15 protein-coding genes and 1 riboswitch are annotated in these 18,741 nt (G+C 46.4%); of the genes, 5 read left to right on the top strand and 10 right to left on the bottom strand.

The window, feature by feature from the left end:
• Positions 1-29 precede the first annotated feature (29 nt).
• The 4 genes from cydC to cydA are packed head-to-tail and all read right to left on the bottom strand — an operon-like array spanning position 30 to position 5,860.
• Positions 30-1,757, bottom strand: a complete 1,728-nt coding sequence (gene cydC / locus ACMX2I_RS01830; RefSeq protein ID WP_414955999.1) for a thiol reductant ABC exporter subunit CydC — start codon at positions 1,755-1,757, stop codon at positions 30-32.
• Entirely contained in the window at positions 1,754-3,457 is a 1,704-nt protein-coding gene (cydD, locus tag ACMX2I_RS01825) for a thiol reductant ABC exporter subunit CydD (RefSeq protein ID WP_414955998.1), read from the bottom strand. The genes cydC and cydD overlap by 4 nt, the downstream gene beginning before the upstream one ends.
• Positions 3,457-4,470: a cytochrome d ubiquinol oxidase subunit II gene (cydB, locus tag ACMX2I_RS01820; protein ID WP_333519011.1), complete on the bottom strand. Its 1,014-nt coding sequence runs from the start codon at positions 4,468-4,470 to the stop codon at positions 3,457-3,459. Before cydB ends, cydD begins: the two co-directional genes overlap by 1 nt.
• Positions 4,457-5,860: a cytochrome ubiquinol oxidase subunit I gene (cydA, locus tag ACMX2I_RS01815; protein WP_414955997.1), complete on the bottom strand. Its 1,404-nt coding sequence runs from the start codon at positions 5,858-5,860 to the stop codon at positions 4,457-4,459. The genes cydB and cydA overlap by 14 nt, the downstream gene beginning before the upstream one ends.
• A 555-nt stretch (positions 5,861-6,415) precedes the next feature.
• Here cydA and cimH point away from each other — a divergent pair.
• From cimH to ACMX2I_RS01800, 3 genes are all read left to right on the top strand, one after another.
• Positions 6,416-7,768, top strand: coding sequence for a citrate/malate transporter CimH (gene cimH, locus ACMX2I_RS01810; protein ID WP_414955996.1), 1,353 nt, complete (start codon positions 6,416-6,418; stop codon positions 7,766-7,768).
• A gap of 123 nt (positions 7,769-7,891) precedes the next feature.
• A complete protein-coding gene (locus ACMX2I_RS01805) occupies positions 7,892-9,580 on the top strand; it encodes a M56 family metallopeptidase (RefSeq protein ID WP_414955995.1) in 1,689 nt (562 codons plus the stop codon).
• Positions 9,581-9,637: 57 nt separating this feature from the next.
• Positions 9,638-9,844: a hypothetical protein gene (locus tag ACMX2I_RS01800; protein WP_253268677.1), complete on the top strand. Its 207-nt coding sequence runs from the start codon at positions 9,638-9,640 to the stop codon at positions 9,842-9,844.
• 13 nt (positions 9,845-9,857) lie between these two features.
• Here the strand turns inward: ACMX2I_RS01800 and ACMX2I_RS01795 are convergent, their stop codons facing one another.
• The 4 genes from ACMX2I_RS01795 to ACMX2I_RS01780 all read right to left on the bottom strand — a co-directional run bounded on the left by ACMX2I_RS01795 (position 9,858) and on the right by ACMX2I_RS01780 (position 13,736).
• Positions 9,858-10,697, bottom strand: coding sequence for a polysaccharide deacetylase family protein (locus tag ACMX2I_RS01795; protein ID WP_414955994.1), 840 nt, complete (start codon positions 10,695-10,697; stop codon positions 9,858-9,860).
• 99 nt (positions 10,698-10,796) lie between these two features.
• Complete coding sequence (locus tag ACMX2I_RS01790; RefSeq protein ID WP_414955993.1) at positions 10,797-11,525, bottom strand: ZIP family metal transporter; 729 nt, start codon at positions 11,523-11,525, stop codon at positions 10,797-10,799.
• Between the two features lie 100 nt (positions 11,526-11,625).
• Positions 11,626-12,723 carry a maltodextrin ABC transporter ATP-binding protein MsmX gene (gene msmX / locus ACMX2I_RS01785; RefSeq protein ID WP_087993252.1) on the bottom strand — a complete coding sequence of 366 codons (1,098 nt, stop codon included), beginning with the start codon at positions 12,721-12,723 and terminating at the stop codon, positions 11,626-11,628.
• A gap of 119 nt (positions 12,724-12,842) precedes the next feature.
• Entirely contained in the window at positions 12,843-13,736 is an 894-nt protein-coding gene (locus tag ACMX2I_RS01780) for a PucR family transcriptional regulator (protein ID WP_414955992.1), read from the bottom strand.
• Positions 13,737-13,920: 184 nt separating this feature from the next.
• Here ACMX2I_RS01780 and ACMX2I_RS01775 point away from each other — a divergent pair, with 184 nt between their 5' ends.
• The gene (locus ACMX2I_RS01775; protein WP_414955991.1) at positions 13,921-15,378 is read left to right on the top strand and encodes an aldehyde dehydrogenase family protein; all 1,458 of its coding nucleotides are present in this window, start codon (positions 13,921-13,923) and stop codon (positions 15,376-15,378) included.
• A gap of 41 nt (positions 15,379-15,419) precedes the next feature.
• Here the strand turns inward: ACMX2I_RS01775 and ACMX2I_RS01770 are convergent, their stop codons facing one another.
• Positions 15,420-16,256 (bottom strand): YitT family protein, encoded by an 837-nt coding sequence (locus ACMX2I_RS01770; protein ID WP_087993255.1) that lies wholly within the window; start codon positions 16,254-16,256, stop codon positions 15,420-15,422.
• A 69-nt stretch (positions 16,257-16,325) separates the two neighbouring features.
• Positions 16,326-16,428, bottom strand: a riboswitch (guanidine-I (ykkC/yxkD leader).
• Between the two features lie 276 nt (positions 16,429-16,704).
• Between ACMX2I_RS01770 and ACMX2I_RS01765 the strand changes: the two genes are divergently transcribed.
• On the top strand, positions 16,705-17,634 hold the full coding sequence (locus tag ACMX2I_RS01765; RefSeq protein WP_414955990.1) for a zinc ribbon domain-containing protein: 930 nt from the start codon (positions 16,705-16,707) through the stop codon (positions 17,632-17,634).
• A 34-nt stretch (positions 17,635-17,668) separates the two neighbouring features.
• Here ACMX2I_RS01765 and galE read toward each other — a convergent pair whose 3' ends face one another.
• Complete coding sequence (gene galE / locus ACMX2I_RS01760; RefSeq protein ID WP_289348748.1) at positions 17,669-18,691, bottom strand: UDP-glucose 4-epimerase GalE; 1,023 nt, start codon at positions 18,689-18,691, stop codon at positions 17,669-17,671.
• Positions 18,692-18,741: the final 50 nt, after the last annotated feature.

The following is an 18,741-nucleotide window of genomic DNA, read 5'->3' as shown; positions in this document are numbered from 1 at the left end:
ACAAAAAAAGACAGCCTTAGGGAGCTGTCTTATTTCACAGGAACATCAAGATGATACAAGCGGCGATACCGCTCGTTTACCGCCAGCAGTTCCTCGTGCGTTCCTTCCATTTCTGTTTTGCCGTTTTCGAGAAACACAATTTTATCTGCCGCTTCCACTCCCGCGAGGTGGTGCGTAATCCATAAAATCGTTTTTCCTTTCAGTACTTCAAACACCGTATTCATTAGTTCGCGTTCTGTAATGGGATCGAGTCCGACTGTCGGCTCATCGAGGATGATGATCGGCGTATCCTGCAGCAAAATCCGGGCGAGTGCGATCCGCTGGCGCTCCCCTCCGGAAAACCGGATGCCGGTTTCCTGAACAGAAGTATGATATCCGTCAGGCAGTGACTCAATATAATCATGCAACTTCACCTGCTTTGCAGCACGGCGCACATCCTCGTCGCTTGCGTCGCCATTTCCAAGCCTGATGTTGTTCAGAATGCTTGTATCAAATAGATGAGGTTTTTGATTTAACACAGCTACCGTATCAGCAATCTGATCCTTTAACAGCTCGGTCTCCACTCCGTTTAACGTCACAGATCCTGAATCCGGCTTTAAGGCGCCCTCGATTAATGCGAGCGACGTTGATTTCCCAGACCCGCTCCGGCCGAGTAGCGCCATTTTTTCTCCTTGGCCCAGCGTAAAGGAAAAGCCGTTCAGCACTCGGCTGCTGTTATCATAAGCAAACGCCACATCACGAAAGGACAGTGTGACATCTTGGAGATCGAGCGTTTCAGCCGCTGATTCTGTTTGTGACGCTTCCGTTTGAGGGGCTACCTTGTTCATGCGCCTGATGGAATCCTGATAGCCGGGCACTTCGCCCAAAGCATCTGAAAGCGGCAGAAAGGCTTCCGTCAAAGGGAACACCACGAGCACAAAGGCCGCAATCATCGTTTTGGCGAGTTCGCCGTCTGCATGCTGCCCCGCCGTCCAAAACAGCATCAGCAAAATGAGGCCCGCGACAAAGCATTGCGCGGCGAAATCCCGCCATCTTGTGAAGCGCTGTTTGTTCCATTCAAGCTCAAACCAAGCATGTTCTTCTTTTTCATAGGAATCAATAAAAGCATGCCGGCGTCCGCTGAACATCCAGTCGCTGACACCCATCACGGCATCTGTCAGCCGGCTGTACAGCACATTCCGCCCGCTTTTCAGCTTCGCATTCTTCGCTCTCGTCACGAGCAAAGACACAACCGGAAACAGTATAACAAGAACAAACAAGTAAAGCGCAAGCAATATGGCAAACGGCCAAGAGAAGAAGCCAAGCGCGATTACTGAAACAGCATACAGAAGCAAGGCCGAGATCGCAGGAAAAATCGTTTTTAAGAAGGCATCCTGCAAATGCTCAATATCCTCCGACAAAATGCCGAGCATATCCCCCGTGCGAAATCGGGAACGCAGCATCAAAGCACCCGGCTCAAGCATGTTGTAAAGGCGGACGCGCATGTCGGACACGATTTTTAAAATGATGTGATGGCCGACAAGGCGTTCCGCATATCGTGACACAGACCGTGCAATCCCAAAGGTGCGCACAGCGACAATCGGCACATAAATGAGCAGGATGTTTTCCGGCCTTGTCGCCGCCTTCGAGATCAAAAATCCTGAGGTGAACATGAGAAAAGCAGCAGAAAAAATCGTCACCGCTCCCAACAAGATAACCAGAACGAAAAGGCGGGCATTTTGCTTGATATACGGCAGAATCCATTCTTCTTTCTTCATGCTCTTTCCCCCAGTTGCGCCTTCACCAGTTTGGTGTACACACCGTTTGTCGCCAGCAATTCATCGTGAGTCCCGATTTCTGCAACCCTGCCCCCGTCAAGCACGATGATTTCATCCATATCGAGCATCCAGTGAAGGCGGTGTGTCGCGAGAAAGACGAGCTTATCCTCAAATAAATCCAGCATCGTTTCTTTTAATTCATATTCTGTTTCGATATCAAGATGGGCGGTCGGCTCATCCAGCAGCAGGATTGGGCGGTTTCTCAAAAAGGCACGGGCCAGTGCGACACGCTGAGCCTGGCCGCCGCTGAGCGCCCGGCCGCCTTCCCCGATCCGTCCCTCTAATCCGTCCGGAAGTTTGTCCACCAGCTCCGTCAGTCCCGCCGAGGCAGCGGCGCGGGCTGTATCCTCGGCCGACGCGCTTGGATGGTAAAAGCGAATGTTGTTCGCCAGCGTGTCATCAAAAATGTACGGATGCTGCGGGATATAAAGGAGGTTTTTCTGCCAGCTTCCGTCCTGCAAGTGGGACCGGCTTGAGCCATTGACCTCGATCATACCGTCATCAGGCTCCAAAAATCCGCCAAGGACATCAATGAATGTTGATTTCCCGGCACCGCTTGCACCGATGATACCGATTTTTTTCTTGCCTTTCAATGACAAATCAATATCGGACACCGACCGGCCGACTGACACGCCGGACACTTTCAGCTCATCCTGACCGGACCACGTCCCAAGCTGAAGCGGCGCCTCTTTTTTAAAACCAGGCTGCGACAAAATCTCTTGAATGGTTTTGCCTGCTTCCTGTCCGTTCAGCGTTGCATGATAATCATTCCCCACTTCCCGCACCGGCAGAAAATACTCAGGTGCCAGAATGAGCGCCGTTAAGGCGGGACCAAGCAAAATATCTCCGTCAATTAGGCGCAGGCCCAAAAACACTGCAACTGTCGCCACTGACAGCATCGTGAAAAAATCGAGGGCGAATGAAGATAAAAATGCCACCCGAAGTGTGCTCATCGTTGCTTTGCGATACCGCTCACTAACGTAGAAAATGTTTTTGCTGTGCGACTTGCTCAAACCTAAAAAACGCAATGTCTCCAGCCCGCGAAGAGAATCAACGAAATGATTGGAAAGTCTCTGATAGGATTTCCACTGGCGATCCGCTTTTCTCTGCGCGACAAGGCCGAGGAGAATCATAAAGATGATCAGAATCGGCATCGCAGCGGCTAAAATGACGGCTGACGTGCGATCCTGAAAAAACACATAAATGACAACCGCCGCCGGCACAATCGCCATGCTGACCATTTTCGGCAGAAACAGCTCCAGGTAGCGGCGGAACTGGCTGATGCCTTCCATCGCCAGCGTCACCATTTGCCCCGTCCCCTCTTTCTTTGCAAAGCGGGGACCTAACCGGAACAGCTGATCAAGAAAACTCTTTCTCAAATCGGCTCCTGTCCGGGCGGCATATTGATAGACGATTTTCTGGCGTGCCACCGTCACCCCGTGCCGGGCGACAAAAGCGATGAGGAAAAAGCCGATCACAGGAAACAGGGAGGCCATGCTCTTCCCGTTGAACAGCCCGGTTACGGCTTCACTCAGCCACTCTGCCTGCATAATAATGGCAGCTGTCTGAATCAGCGTTAAACAAGTAATCACGGTGAGAATCCGCTTCATTCCTTTATATCGAAACAGGTCTTTTCCCATTAATAAGTCATAGGCTCCTTATGGCTGACGCGCTTCCGGAAGACATAATAGCTCCAGATCTGACTGCCGATTACAAACGGCAATAGGGTTAATGCCGCAATTGACATGACTTTAAGCGAATAATCACCGGAAGAAGCGTTAGCTACTGTTAAATCGTACGCGCTTTGAAGCGAGCTGACCATGACCCGAGGGAATAATGAAATAAAGATCATTCCTACAGTCAGCGCCAGCCCCGCGCCAGTCATCCCAAATGTCCAGCCGTCTTTTTTCTTACGGATAAAGACAGCCGCGAGCATAAAGCAGATGACAATCAAAACAACGAGCGGAATGGTTATCTCGCCGCGGCGTGTAAACATGTCTGTCTGATAGGCAGAAAGAGCCGCGAAAGCTAGTACCGCTACAAAAACAACACCCATTATCTTTTGCGCCATGTTCCGGGCGCGGTTTTGCAAATCACCGATCGTACGCAGCGTGATAAACATTAATCCGTGCTGGAAGCAAAGAAGTGTTACAGTCACACCGCCAAGTACAGAGTACACATTGAAATAATCGGATACTTGCGCGTGAATGTTCATATCGGCATCAATCGGCATCCCGCGGAATAATGTCGCGAACAGCACACCAAGCACAAACGGAGGAATCAGACTGCCGAAGAAAACGACCCAGTCCCAAACCTTTACCCATTTTAAATGATCAACCTTGCCGCGGAATTCAAACGCGACCCCGCGGCCTATTAATGCAAGCAGCACAATGACAAACGGAATGTAATAACCGCTCAGCATCGTTGCATACCAGTTCGGAAATGCCGCGAAAATGGCGCCTGCACCAGTCAAAAGCCATACTTCATTCGCATCCCAAAACGGTCCGATCGTGTTGATCAGCACTCTGCGTTCTAATTCATTATGGCCAAGAAAACGGGTCGCCATGCCGACCCCGAAATCAAAGCCTTCTAAAAAGAAGAAACCTACAAACAATACAGCAACGAGTATAAACCAAAGATCATGAAGAGACATGGTATACCTCCTGACTAAATGGATCTGTTGATACAGGAGCATCATGATGATCACCATGCTCCGCGCCTTTTTTAATTTCACGGACGAATAAGAAGGCAAGCAGCGCCCCCAGAGTCAAGTACATCACACCGAACGCGATGATTGAGAATAACAGAGAGCCGGCTGTTACGTTAGGTGACACGGATTGAGCGGTGGTCATCAAGCCCATGACCGTCCAAGGCTGACGTCCGATTTCTGTCATAATCCAGCCCGCGGAGTTGGCAATAAACGGGAAGGAAATCAGCGCAATCATGATGCGCAAATACCATTTGCTGTTTTCAAGCTTTTTGCGGCGGTTTAACCAAAGGCCGCCTAACGCAGCAAGAATCATGACAACACCTGCGCCAACCATGATGCGGAAGCTCCAGAATGTCGTTTTTACAGGCGGAATGTAATCGCCTTTTCCGTATATTTTTTCGTACTCAGCCTGAAGTGTTTTCATCCCTTTGACACTTCCGCTGAATTTTTGATATGCCAGGTAGCTCAAAGCATAAGGAACTTTGATTTCATTTGAGCTTTTTTCATTTGTTGTATCAATCGTGGCAAAAGCCGTCCAAGCAGCAGGGTCACCACTGTCTTCCCAAAGGCCTTCACTGGCAGCCATTTTCATCGGCTGTGATTCCATCAAGTGCTCAGCCTGCGCGTGTCCGCTAAGTGCGACGCCAAGACCGGCACAAAGGCCGACAATCATTGCGAGTTTAAAAGATTGTTTGAAAAACGGCACTTCTTTTTTCTTCAATAGTTTAAAAGCACTCACTCCGGCGATAAAGAAAGCCCCGGTGGCAAGCGCACCGAAAATGACGTGCGGAAATTCAACCCAAAGCTGAGGGTTTGTAATCAGCGCGGCAAAGTCGTTCATTTCCGCGCGGCCGTTTTTGATCGTAAAGCCGACAGGCTCCTGCATAAAGGAGTTCGCGGTTAAAATCCAGAAAGACGACATAATCGTTCCAAATGATACGAGCCAAATGCAGAGAACGTGAATTTTTTTCGGCAGGCGGTCCCAGCCGAAAATCCACAATCCGATAAAGATCGATTCCATGAAAAACGCCAATAATGCTTCAATCGCAAGCGGAGCGCCAAATACATCTCCGACAAAACGGGAGTAATCAGACCAGTTCATTCCAAACTGGAATTCTTGCAAAATCCCCGTTACAACACCGACTGCAAAATTGATTAAGAATAAGTGTCCCCAAAACTTTGCCATTTTGAGGTACAGCTCATTTTTTTTCACAAGATAAAGAGTCTCCATCAACGCAACCATAAACACAAGCCCAATAGACAACGGCACAAACAAGAAGTGAAACAATGTTGTTGATGCAAATTGAATGCGGGCTAAAACTAATTCACTCATGCTTTCTCCTCCATTTCCGGTTAAAAACTGCATTTTGCTCACTATTTCACAAATAAAAGCGATACTTTGATCACCAATTCACAAAGCAGACGAAAAAAATGTTTGTTCAATATTTCACAAACATGTCAAAAAATCATTCAATATGATTCCTGATTGCCAGACTGATCAAATGACACATTCTCTTACTGGTTCATATTAAGTACTTTACAACGATTTATTTCAAAAATAAAGACCAAAATACCCAAAAAGTCCCGCACTGTGTGACGGATTATTGTCTATTTTGTTGAGGATTTATGACGGATGCTAGGATAAATGACCCTTTATTATCGTACATCAACATTTCGTTCCTTGCGAATAAAATGCTTGTCCGTCACCAGCCCTCACTTCTCAGCACTCCGTCATAGACCGTTTTTAGTCGGAATGCCTCTTTCTATTTGAACCGGGAAGATTTGAAAACCTGAATAGTAAATTTTTAATATATTAAACATTTCAATTTTTTAGTATAATTCATGTAGTGAACAATTTTACTACATCAAGAATAGGGGAGGTTTTTCAATGGGAGAGCTTCAAACCCAAATGCAATTGCAAACGGATACAATTCACGAAGGGGTTCGAAAAGAGAATTGGTTTGCGAGAGCCATGAATATAAAAGTAGGCATTATACCGCTTCCTGTGTATGCCTTGCTGTTTATATTAATCACTGTTTTTGTTATGCATCACGATGTGAAAAGTGACATCTTGACATCCATTGCCGTCATGGCTTTTTTCGGGTTTACCTTTGCCCAAATCGGTAAATCGATACCGATTGTTCGTTCTATCGGCGGCCCGGCCATCCTAGCTACTTTTATTCCGTCCGCTGTCGTCTACTATCACCTGCTGCCTAATGATATCGTCAAATCCACCACAGAATTTACAGAAAACTCAAACTTTCTTTACTTATTTATCGCTGGGATTGTTGTCGGAAGCATCCTCGGCATGAAAAGAGAAACACTCGTAAAAGCATTCATGAAAATTTTTATTCCGCTTATTGCCGGTTCTGCCGCGGCCGCTATTGTCGGACTGGCTGTCGGCACATCGCTCGGGCTTGGATTTCAGCACACATTGCTGTACATCGTCATCCCTATCATGGCAGGGGGTGTCGGAGAAGGCGCTATCCCGCTGTCCATCGGTTATTCTGACATCATGCCGATGTCTCAAGGGGAAGCGTTTGCACTTGTTCTGCCGTCGATCATGCTGGGCAGCCTGTGCGCGATCATTCTAGCGGGATTGCTGAACAGAATCGGTAAGAAAAAACCGGAATGGACAGGCAACGGCAAAGTGGACCGATCTGAAGAAGAGCCCCCTGCGCTGGAAGAGTCGCAAAGCGGACAGCAAATGTTCAACCTTTCCTTATTTGCGTCAGGCGGTATCCTTGCTGTTTCTTTATACTTAGTCGGCATGCTCGCTCACGACTTTTTTGGATTTCCGGCACCCGTTGCCATGCTGTTACTGGCTGTTCTGATTAAGCTGTTCAGATTGGCGCCCGCCTCAATTGAAAATGGCGCGTTTGGGGTGTCCCGCTTCTTTTCAACCGCTGTGACCTACCCGCTGCTCTTTGCGATCGGGGTGTCCATGACGCCGTGGGACAAGCTTGTCGCCGCCTTTAATCTCAACAACATCATTACGATTCTATCTGTCGTTGTGACCATGATGGCCGTCGGCTTCTTCACCGGAAAGTGGCTGAACATGTATCCGATTGAGACCGCCATTATCAATGCGTGCCACTCAGGACAAGGCGGCACCGGGGACGTCGCCATTTTAAGCGCCGCAGAAAGGCTTGAATTGATGCCTTTCGCCCAGGTGTCTACCCGAATCGGGGGAGCCATTACAGTGTCCTTAACCTTATTGCTGCTTCACCAGTTTTATTGATAAACCGCAAGCAAGTTCTTCGTCAAACGAAAGAGCTTGCTTTTTTTACATATTCCTGTTTTTGCAAATTCCCACGCCATGGTATAGTAATAGTTGGAAATACCAGATAGAAAGGACTCTAGCATGCCTATGGGAATAGATCTATTTCTCGTTATGATTCTCGGGCTGGGATTATATTTTATATCAGCCCTGGCAGCAAAACTCATTCCGTTCATAGACTTCTGGATTGACATCGTTCTTTGGGTTTGCGCTGCTGTTTATATCTTCTCTCATCAATCATTCATGGACGGCATTGTCTCGATCGCGACAATGTTCTACTGTTACTGGACCGCAATGGATCTCACAGTCTCAGAACGTGCGGAAAAACCTTCGGGAGACTGGCAGGAAATCGAGCTTGCCAGAAACAAAACACGCCTCCTGTCAGACATCATGCTGACCGCCGTTGTGTTTGCGGGCGCCATTATTTTTTTCATCTATGGACCTGATCCAAGCGCTCTCAAATATGTGATCCTTTTAGGCATGATCTCCGGCGGAGGAGCACTGGTGAAACGAATCTGGAATGTTTTCAGTGTAACCGTTTTGTATTCGGCGTCCTTAGAAAAATTGCACATTAGCTCGCGTTACGAAACCCGTACATACCCGCTTTCCGATTTGAAAGACATCCAGCTTGAATCAACAGCTGATCTCTTAAAGCTCCATCCGCTTCTGACGATGTATTCATCTCGTTTAGATTTGACAACAAGCTTTCAGCAAGTCATCAAACTGTCCCTTCCCGGTGAAACGCTGTTTCTGACGGTGAAGGAACCGCAAAGATGGAAAGCGATTCTCCGGGAATACACAGACGCGGAAAACAACGAGGGCACTGTGATTTCTGTTTTGCCGTTTTATCATAAAAAAAATGTGAAGCGGCTGCTTGGGAAGCTTTATTTTGCTGCCAGCGTAAAAGGCGTGTCAGCTTACGCCTTACTGGTGCTCGCATTATACGGATTACAAACCTCTCCATGGGTCATGGCCGTTGCCGTGATGTTGTACTGGATTTTCAATATGTACCTGTCAGACATTGTTTTGCGGGCGGCAATGGATGCCAAGCCTTGTGATCATCCGCATGTACAGGCAGCGGCCGACAAGATTTTCCGCAAAGCCGGCATTTCCCATGTCCGCATATACGAAACAGAGAGTGATGATTACAACGGAATGGCAGTCGGCATGAATGTCGGAAGGTCGATGGTCATACTGACAAGCGCCACACTAACACTTCCGCAGCGTGTCATCGAAGGCATTCTGGCCCATGAAGCGATTCATATTAAAAAACGTGACGTTTTGTCATCACAGCTTTTGCGTTTTCTATATCTTGGAGCCGTCGTTGGGATCATCCTCTTATTTGAGCAGCATATCGCCCATCCCGCGGACCATAAAGTGGCGCTTTGGGTCTTCATCATGGCAATCATCATCCTGTTTCAGCTCTATCAATCCTTTTGTTCACAATGGATGGAGGTGCGCGCTGACAACCTTGGCGCCTCACTGTTGGAAGGCGGGTACAAACAAATGGCGGAAGCATTGAGGATCTTGGCGGTTCGGCAGGATGAGGATATACAGAAACAAAGCGCCTACAGCTCTGAAGCAGATGAGGACGAGCTTACCATTGACTCTCTCTCCCGTGATAAAAGCTGGCTTTTCAGATTCATTGATTTTCAGTTCGCACCTCATCCCCCTATGTATTGGCGTGTCAGCACGTTATTGTCAAACAAAGGACACGGGGTGTTGAAGCGCTGGTTCAGAGACCGGCTGAAGGAATCGATTTCTCTGAAATGAAACCGGCCAGCGTTTCGTTCGTATAACAGATATGGTGAAAAAAGGGAGTGACCAGAAGTGATTGTGATTATCTTATTCATTATAGCGATTATTGTTTTCGTTTCAGTCGTACAGCCAAAGCCCTTGGAAAACAAAAGCCGCCAGCATGCGGACAGCGGGTTTTTCGGGGGTTATTCAGACCATGGCTCGCACCATAACGGAGGATGCGGCAGTGACGGCAGTTTCAGTGATTCCGGCTGCGGAGGAGGAGACGGCGGCGTTTAAGCGCCGCCTTTTTTTATTTCATCGACTCAATGTATGCGCCAAAAGCCGCACCTGACATGCCCGGAGACACGCGCACTCGGTGGAGGGCGTACATTCCCTGGTCTCTCGATGCCGCGCCCGGTTCTGTCGTCACACCCATTTGATAGCCCGTTTCTTTGGCTGCCTTCAGTGTCTCCTCATTGTAGCGCCCCACTGGATAACTGATGATGGAGGTTTCTTGATGAAACATGTTGTCAAACAGCTTTTTCGAATCAGCCATCTCATTGTACTGCTGTTCAGGCGATAACCCGTTCAGTTCAAGGTGGTCAATTGTATGGCTTTCAATCGATACGCCGTTCTGCGCCATTTCTTTCATTTGGTTCTCTGTCAGATGATGTTGATGTCCGATCGATTTGCCGATCATAAAAATCGTCGCCTTCATCCCGTACAATTTCATCACCGGATACGCGTATTGATAATTGTCGGTGTATCCGTCATCAAACGTGATCAGCACGCATTTCTCACTCGGCTTTTTATCCTGCGTCAGCATGAGGTACGCCTCTTTCGGCGTTAATGTCTGATAGCCGTTATCGTGCAGCCATTTCATATGCGCTTCGAATTCTTCCTTCGGGACACGGAGGCTGTTTCCTGAGGAAATGCTGTGATACATCAAAATCGGCAGCTTTGCCGGTTTCTCTGTTTTGATCCATGCGGATGTATCGTCCTCTTTTTTCTGAACATGTATTGTCTTTTCTTCCGGTTTCTTTTGTTCCGCTTTCGGCATCTGCTGCTCCGCGTTCGCCTCTTGATCAGCGCAAGCCGCCAGAGCCAAGCAGCTTCCCAAAAGAAAAATGCTTAAAATCAATTGTTTCATCGTTCTCCTGCTTTCTGTCTATTTCTTCCTCCTTTTTCATCGGTTTTTTTCTGAAATTTTCAAGCAAAAAAACCGGACATGGAAGTATGACCGGCACATTTAAGAAAACTGATTCAAAACCAGCGAGGTTAACAGCCCAAGTGCAGCGATTAAACCTGTCATCGGACCGCTGTCTTCGTACGCCTCGGGCATCATCGTCGACGCAACCATCGCAATGATTCCTCCGCCCGCAAACGCCGCGATTGCTGACATCACTTCTTCAGAAGCACCGTTTAGAAAGAAATAACCTGACCATGAAGCGAGAATTGAAATCACGAGCACTGCGGCCCAAAGCAGCAAAATTTTCGTTCTGGTATACCCGCTGCTTTTCATTCCTGTTGTACTGGACAGCCCTTCAGGTATATTGCTGATAAAAATAGCGATCACCAAAAGGAAGCTGACCGATTGTTCTTCGAGAAGACTGGCGCCAATCATAATCGATTCCGGGACAGCGTCCATGACGGTACCGATAAAAATGGCGATTCCTCCGCCGCTGGCAGCTGCTTGTCCCGATCTTTTTCTATGTGACGCGCCTCTTTTAGAAACCGCGTAATCAAACATCGTAAAAACGACCGCGCCCGCAATAAATCCGGCGCCTGTCGACACAATTCCGCCTTCAGCCACTGCATCCCCGAGAAGTTCGTAAGCCGCCGCGCCAATTAATACCCCTGTGCCAAAAGCCATAATATAGCCGATGATCTGTTTGCGAATCGAAAAAAACATGGACGCCAGCGCGCCCAGCAAAACAGCAGAGCCTGAGATCCCGCCCCACATTGCCGCATGCCACATCTCTATCTCTCCTTTCTTACCAACCACTACCCGCTGCGGTTTTTTCTGTAAACCTTAGAGAAAGAAAAAAACCGGACATGTCTCCATGTCCGGTTTAGAACTAGCGAATTCTCACTTCTGTCTCACTGTCAAAGAAATGGCTTTTATTCATATCAAACGCAACCGTCAGCTCATCACCTGATTGAATATCGAGACGGGCATCGATCCGCGCAATAAAGTCTTGGTTTTCGATCTGCGAATAAATCATGATTTCTGAACCAAGCAGCTCTGCGACATTGATTTTCGCTTTAATCGAAGAGTTCTTATACGATTCAACCACAATCAATTCATCATGAATATCCTCAGGACGAATGCCGAAGATGACTTCTTTGCCGATATAGCCCTTTTCACGCAGCACTTTCATTTTTCCTTCCGGCACGGTTAATGCCGCAGACCCGATTTTGATGACGCCTTCCGTCAGCTTTCCTTTGAAAAAGTTCATCGCCGGTGACCCGATAAAACCGCCGACAAAGACGTTTTCAGGGAATTCATATACATCCTTCGGCGTCCCGATCTGCTGGATTTTTCCATCTTTCATGACCACGATCCGTGTCGCCATCGTCAGCGCTTCTGTCTGGTCATGCGTTACGTAAATCGTTGTGGTTTGCAGTCTCTGATGGAGCTTAATAATTTCCGCACGCATTTGCACCCTCAGCTTCGCGTCCAGGTTCGACAAAGGCTCATCCATCAGGAACACCTTTGCATCCCGCACGATCGCCCGTCCAAGCGCGACCCGCTGTCTCTGTCCGCCTGACAGCGCTTTCGGTTTACGGTGTAAATATTCTTCCAGCCCGAGAATTTTAGCGGCTTCTTCTACTCTTTTTTTGATTTCAGGCTTCGGCATTTTCCGAAGTTTCAGCCCGAATGCGATATTATCGTAGACCGTCATATGCGGATAGAGCGCGTAGTTTTGAAAGACCATCGCGATATCCCTGTCCTTTGGCGCTACATCATTTACCCGTTTTCCCTCAATATAAAAATCGCCTTTTGAAATTTCTTCAAGTCCTGCCACCATCCGCAGCGTCGTTGATTTCCCGCAGCCGGACGGGCCGACGAATACGATAAATTCCTTATCGTCAATGTGAAGGTTAAAGTCATCAACAGCCGCTTCCTTCTGCTCATAATATTTATAAATGTGCTCCATCCGCAATTCAGCCATCTTGATTCCCCCTTTGTTATTGTAAACGCTTTCCTAACTTGAGTGTAACAGCATTTCCATATCACTGATATGGGCAGTGTTCATAAAATCAACCAGCCATTTTCGTGCATATTTCCAATTTATTCTGAACTTTTGCTTTGCAGGCAGATAAAATAGGCGAGCAGCGCGCCTTTATATGTTTTAATGTCTATCCCTGACCGCTCAACAAACTTGTCAATTCGATATTGCAGGCTGTTACGGTGCAGATGCAGCTGTTTCGCCGTTAACGTCACGTTTGAGTTGTTTTCAATAAAGAGCTTGATTGTCTTTCTCAGCTCAGGTTCATTTTCAAATAAAAGCTCAGCTTCTTCAGAGAGCAGCGTTTGCAGCTTTTCTTTTTCTGTTTCTAATAATAAAAAAGGAAAGAGCATGTCAAAGGTCACACTTTGCATCTGAGGCAGCCGCTTTTCAGCAAAGAGGAAATACGTCTGTTCACGGGCGTAATGAGTACGGAGACTCTCATCCGGTTCATAAAATCTCCCGGCGTAAAAACGGACACTGAAGTAGAAATCACTCTCAAGAACCTTAGCAAGCGATTCAAGTTCGTCCTTCCCCGCCGCCGCTTCACTTTCCTGCTCGACAATCACGCCTCTGTCCTCATGCATCCACACAATCACAAAAGACACCGGCCAAAAATGACGAACAGCTTCCGCAAATGACGTCCGCTCTATATTACCGATCAAATGAAAATGAACAAATCTCGTTCGCTTCTTTATATCCGCCGGCACTTCCCCTCTAGAAAAAAGAAACGCAAACCACTTATTTTCTTCCGCCGACTTCAAAGACATTTGATTGACCTCATCCGCAGGCGTCAAAAATGACTGCAGCAGCATCATCTCTTTTTCGCTGATCTCTGTTTTTGGAATGGAGATATATCTCTGACTGTTCTCATCAAAAAAACATAGACAGCCTTCCTGTACGCAAAGCTCCTCAGACACAATCGAACCGGGATAAATAGCCAGCAGCGATTTCATATGGTCTCCTCTCTTTATGTAAGGATCTGTATATCCAGTATAAGGCGAAACACTCATGTTCTCCAATAAAAAAGAGTATATCCTGCACAGCAGACGAGAAACTGAAAGGGAAAACCGATTCGTTTACATATCGGTCTCAACGGAAATAGAAGAGTAATGCAGGACCAAAGGAGGATGATCATCAATGGCTTTAGAAGCGTTAAACAAAAGTTTTATCTACGGAAGATGGACAGAAGGGGAAAGCGGACGTACGGAGGATATCTTGAATCCATACGACCAGTCTGTGATTACAACAGCATCTTTGGCAACAAGCAAGCAGCTGGAGGATGCGTTTGACATTGCACAGCGGGCGCAAAAAGAGTGGGCCAAGAGCACAACAGAAGATCGAAAAGCAGTTCTGCAAAAAGCGCGAGGCTATTTACAGGAAAACCGCGATGACATCATCATGATGATCTCCCGCGAAACCGGCGGAACGATCATTAAAGCCACGATCGAGCTTGAACAAACCATTGCGATTTTAGATGAAGCCATTACGTATACCGGCGAATTAGGCGGCATCAAAGAGGTTCCATCCGACATTGAAGGGAAAATCAACAAGATTTACCGCCTTCCGCTCGGCGTGATTTCATCGATTTCTCCATTTAATTTTCCGATGAATTTATCAATGAGAACGATTGCGCCTGCGATTGCGCTGGGAAACAGTGTTGTTCACAAGCCTGATATCCAAACCGCTCTTTCCGGCGGAACCATTATTGCGAAAGCGTTCGAACACGCTGGCCTTCCTGCGGGTGTCCTTAACGTCATGTTGACGGACTTAAAGGAAATCGGAGACGGCATGCTGACTAACCCAATCCCAAGATTAATCAGCTTTACAGGATCAACCGCAGTCGGGCGCCACATCGGTGAAATCGCCGGGCGCAACTTCAAGCGAATGGCCCTTGAGCTCGGCGGCAACAACCCATTTGCCGTCCTTTCCGACGCGGATGTCGATCGTGCCGTAGACGCAGCGATTTTCGGGAAATTTATTCATCAGGGACAGATATGCATGATTATCAACAGAATCATCGTTCACCAAGATGTGTACGATGAATTTGTTGAAAAATTCACTGCACGTGTCAAAGAGCTTCCGTACGGCGATCAAACCGATCCGAAAACCGTAGTCGGACCGCTGATCAATGAGGGCCAAATCGAGAAAGCGCTGGAAATCATTGAGCAGGCAAAAGCAGACGGCATCGAGCTTGCGGTTGAAGGAAAACGCGTCGGAAACGTACTCACACCGTATGTCTTTGTCGGCGCTGACAACAACAGCAAAATTGCCCAAACAGAGCTGTTTGCCCCGATTGCCACCATTATCAAAGCCTCCAGCGATCAGGAAGCGATTGACATGGCAAACGATACTGAATACGGGCTCAGCTCGGCAGTTTTCACTTCTGATTTAGAGAAAGGTGAAACGTTCGCCCTGCAAATTGACAGCGGAATGACCCATGTCAACGACCAGTCTGTCAATGATTCACCGAATATCGCCTTTGGCGGAAACAAAGCAAGCGGTGTCGGCCGCTTCGGAAATCCGTGGGTGGTCGAAGAGTTTACCGTAACGAAATGGATTTCGATCCAGAAGCAATACCGCAAATATCCGTTCTAAACGAACAAATCCCTCTGCATCAAGTGCAGAGGGATTTTTCTTTATTTCGATATATCAACAAACCCTTCTCCAAACACATCACGTACGTCATGAACGATCACAAACGCTTTTTTGTCACAGCTTCTGATGATTTTCTTCAGCATAGACAGCTCTTGTTTGTTAATGACAATATATAAAATCTCTTTTGACTGGCCTGTATAGCTTCCCTTCCCTGATAAAATCGTCACACCCCGATCCATCAAGTTATTTACCTTCTCTGAAATCTCACTCTTATGTTCTGAAATGACCGTAATGGCTTTTTTCGTATTCAAGCCTTCAATAATAAAGTCCATCACTTTCGTACCGATATACAGCATCACGATCGTGAACATCATTTTTTCCGCGCCAATGATAAAGTAAGAGCTAAATACCACGATTAAATCAAAAAACAATAACGCATAGCTAATATTCCAATCTAAATATTTATTAGCGATTCTGGCCAAAATCGCAGAGCCGGCTGTCGTCCCCCCGACCCGGATAATCATTCCGATCCCGACTCCCGCAAAAACACCCGCGAAAATCGTATTAATGATCAATTCATCAGACGGAGTGCTCCACCCATGTGTCAGATGGAGGAATAGCGAATTCGCCGCAACAGCAATGATGGTATAGACCGTGGTTTTACCGTCTAAAAATTTGTAGCCGATTAAGAGCAAAAATGCATTTAAAATAAAGTTTGTCACACCGGGAGACCATTGAAAGATATAGTATAAAATCAGCGTAATCCCAGTGACCCCGCCTTCCCCAAGGTCATTGGGAATCGCAAACAAATTCACCGCAAGCGCGAAGAAAAAAGCGCCAATCACAAGCATCAGCACATCAAGCATTTTCTTTTTCACCACAAAACACTCCTTCTCCAGATAGTATCAACAAAAAAGCCCAGGAGTACGCTCTCGCAAAAGAGCAGAAACTCCTGGGCTTTTATCCCACCGTGTCATAACAGCCGGGCTGCTATGTGTTTTCTCTCGGTCACAGTCCAATATGCATTGCGGAACCCTAGAAAACCAATGTTTTTATCCTATCATTTTTTCTTTCCAATATTAGCATTATAAGGGACGGTTTGAATTGGTTCAAGAGGTATTTGCGGAGATTTATTCAATAAATTAAGAGAAACAAAAAAGATCATCAGCTGTTAATAAATGAAAGATTCGGTCGATATGATACAAAGTGCCTTTTTGAACAGATATAAATTAAAAGGTTTTTTCCAATTTATCATTGACTGTATGAAAATATATAGGCAAAATAGAACGTATATTTAAAGAAATTAATTACATAGGAGGGAACATAATGTCAGGAAAGCTACTACACTGTAAAGCTTGCGGCCAAGAGATTGCAAAAGGTGTTAAGAAATGTCCGAATTGCGGTAAAGATCAACGTAACTTTTTTATGAGGCATAAAATCATTACGTTTATTCTAGCGATGGTAGTCATTATTATTATTATTGCGAACATCGGAAATAGCGGAGACTCTCAAGCTTCTACTACAACCAGCTCCGACTCTACAAAGTCAACTAAAACAGTACAAAAGGCTGATATCGAAAAACTATATACTAATGCCGATCAATTTAAAAATTATAAAGTCGATCTGTATGTAAAAGTTTTTGACGTTGAACAAGACGACGATGGTACATATCTTCAGGGCTATAATAATCCGGAAAAGTTAAGCAAAAATACTCTTATTATGATCGACGACCCTGATTTAGATATTAAAGATGACGACATTATTCATGTAGTAGGTACGGTGAAAGACAAATATGATGGTGAAAACGCATTGGGCGGATCAGTTTCAGCCCCTAGAATCATTGCCGATTCCATTGAAAAAAGCGACTATGCAACAGCTTTCGCCCCAGCTCAAAAAACAATTAACGTAGATAAAACACAGAACCAGCACGGATTTGCGCTCACACTTCAAAAAGTTGAACTTGCGGAAAAAGAAACTCGCCTGTATGTAAAGATCGAAAACAAATCACAAGATGAAATCAGCTTTTATGACTTTAATGCCAAAATTACAGCTGATAATAAACAGATTGAGCCTAAATCCGACCTTTCAGAGTATCCTGAAATTCAAAGTGAAATCTTACCGGGCGTTAAAACTGAAGGGATTATTGTCTTCCCTAAAATCGAAAGCAAAACAGCAAATGTTATTTTAGAAGGTTCTTCCGAAAACTACGATATTACAATTAATCCATTTACATTTGAAGTAAACTTGGATCAATAAAAAGAAGGGCTGGGGAAATCTCCAGCCCTTTTGTTTATGATTTTACACTCTTATACCCATTCACATTCAAAGACTGCCATCTCCAAGAATCAGCACACATTTCCTCAAGGCCGCGTTTCGCTTCCCAGCCCAGTTCCCGCTTGGCTTTTGCAGGATCTGCGAAGCAGGTCGCGATGTCTCCAGGACGGCGGTCCGCAAAACGGTACGGAACCTCTTTCCCTGACACTTTTTCAAAGGCTTTGACCATTTCTAGCACGCTGTAGCCTGTGCCTGTTCCGAGGTTGTACGCATCGGCTCCTGTGGTGTTCAGTACTTTTTCCAGCGCTTTGACATGGCCTTCAGCGAGATCAACGACATGAATATAATCGCGTACGCCTGTCCCGTCTTTTGTCGGATAGTCATTCCCGAATACGCTTAATTGCTCTAGCTTTCCTACCGCTACCTGCGCTACATATGGCATGAGGTTATTCGGAATGCCGTTCGGGTCTTCACCGATTCGTCCGCTTGGATGAGCGCCGAACGGATTAAAGTAACGAAGCAGCGCAACGCTCCACTCATTGTCGGCTGTATACAAATCACGCAAAATTTGTTCCAGCATGAGCTTTGTCTGCCCATAAGGATTGGTCGCACCTAATGGGAAGTCTTCGGTAATCGGCGATGTTTCCGGAACGCCGTACACCGTCGCGGATGAACTGAACACGATTTTCTTGACGCCGTATTTCTCCATGACCTCACATAACATAAACGTTCCCGTCAGGTTGTTATGATAATATTTGAGCGGAATCGCAACAGATTCACCGACCGCTTTTAACCCCGCAAAATGAATCACAGCTTCAATTTCATTTTCCGCAAAAACAGAATCTACCGCTTCCCGGTCCAATAGATCCGCTTCATAGAACGTTACATCTTTTCCTGTAATCTCCTTGACGCGGTTCAGCGCCTCAGCCGAACTGTTGGACAGATTATCTAGAACGACAATCTCATAGCCGCTGTTTAATAATTCAATACATGTGTGGCTCCCGATGTATCCCGCTCCGCCTGTTACAAGTATTGCCATGATGAATAACCTCCTAAAGAGAATGTATTGTTTAATATTATAAAGTTTTC

The sequence above is a fragment of the Bacillus sp. SW14 genome, from assembly GCF_047608225.1.
GTDB classification, from domain to species: domain Bacteria; phylum Bacillota; class Bacilli; order Bacillales; family Bacillaceae; genus Bacillus; species Bacillus subtilis_G.
Note: the sequence above shows the minus strand (reverse complement) of the source record. Positions and strands in the feature narration are given on the sequence as shown.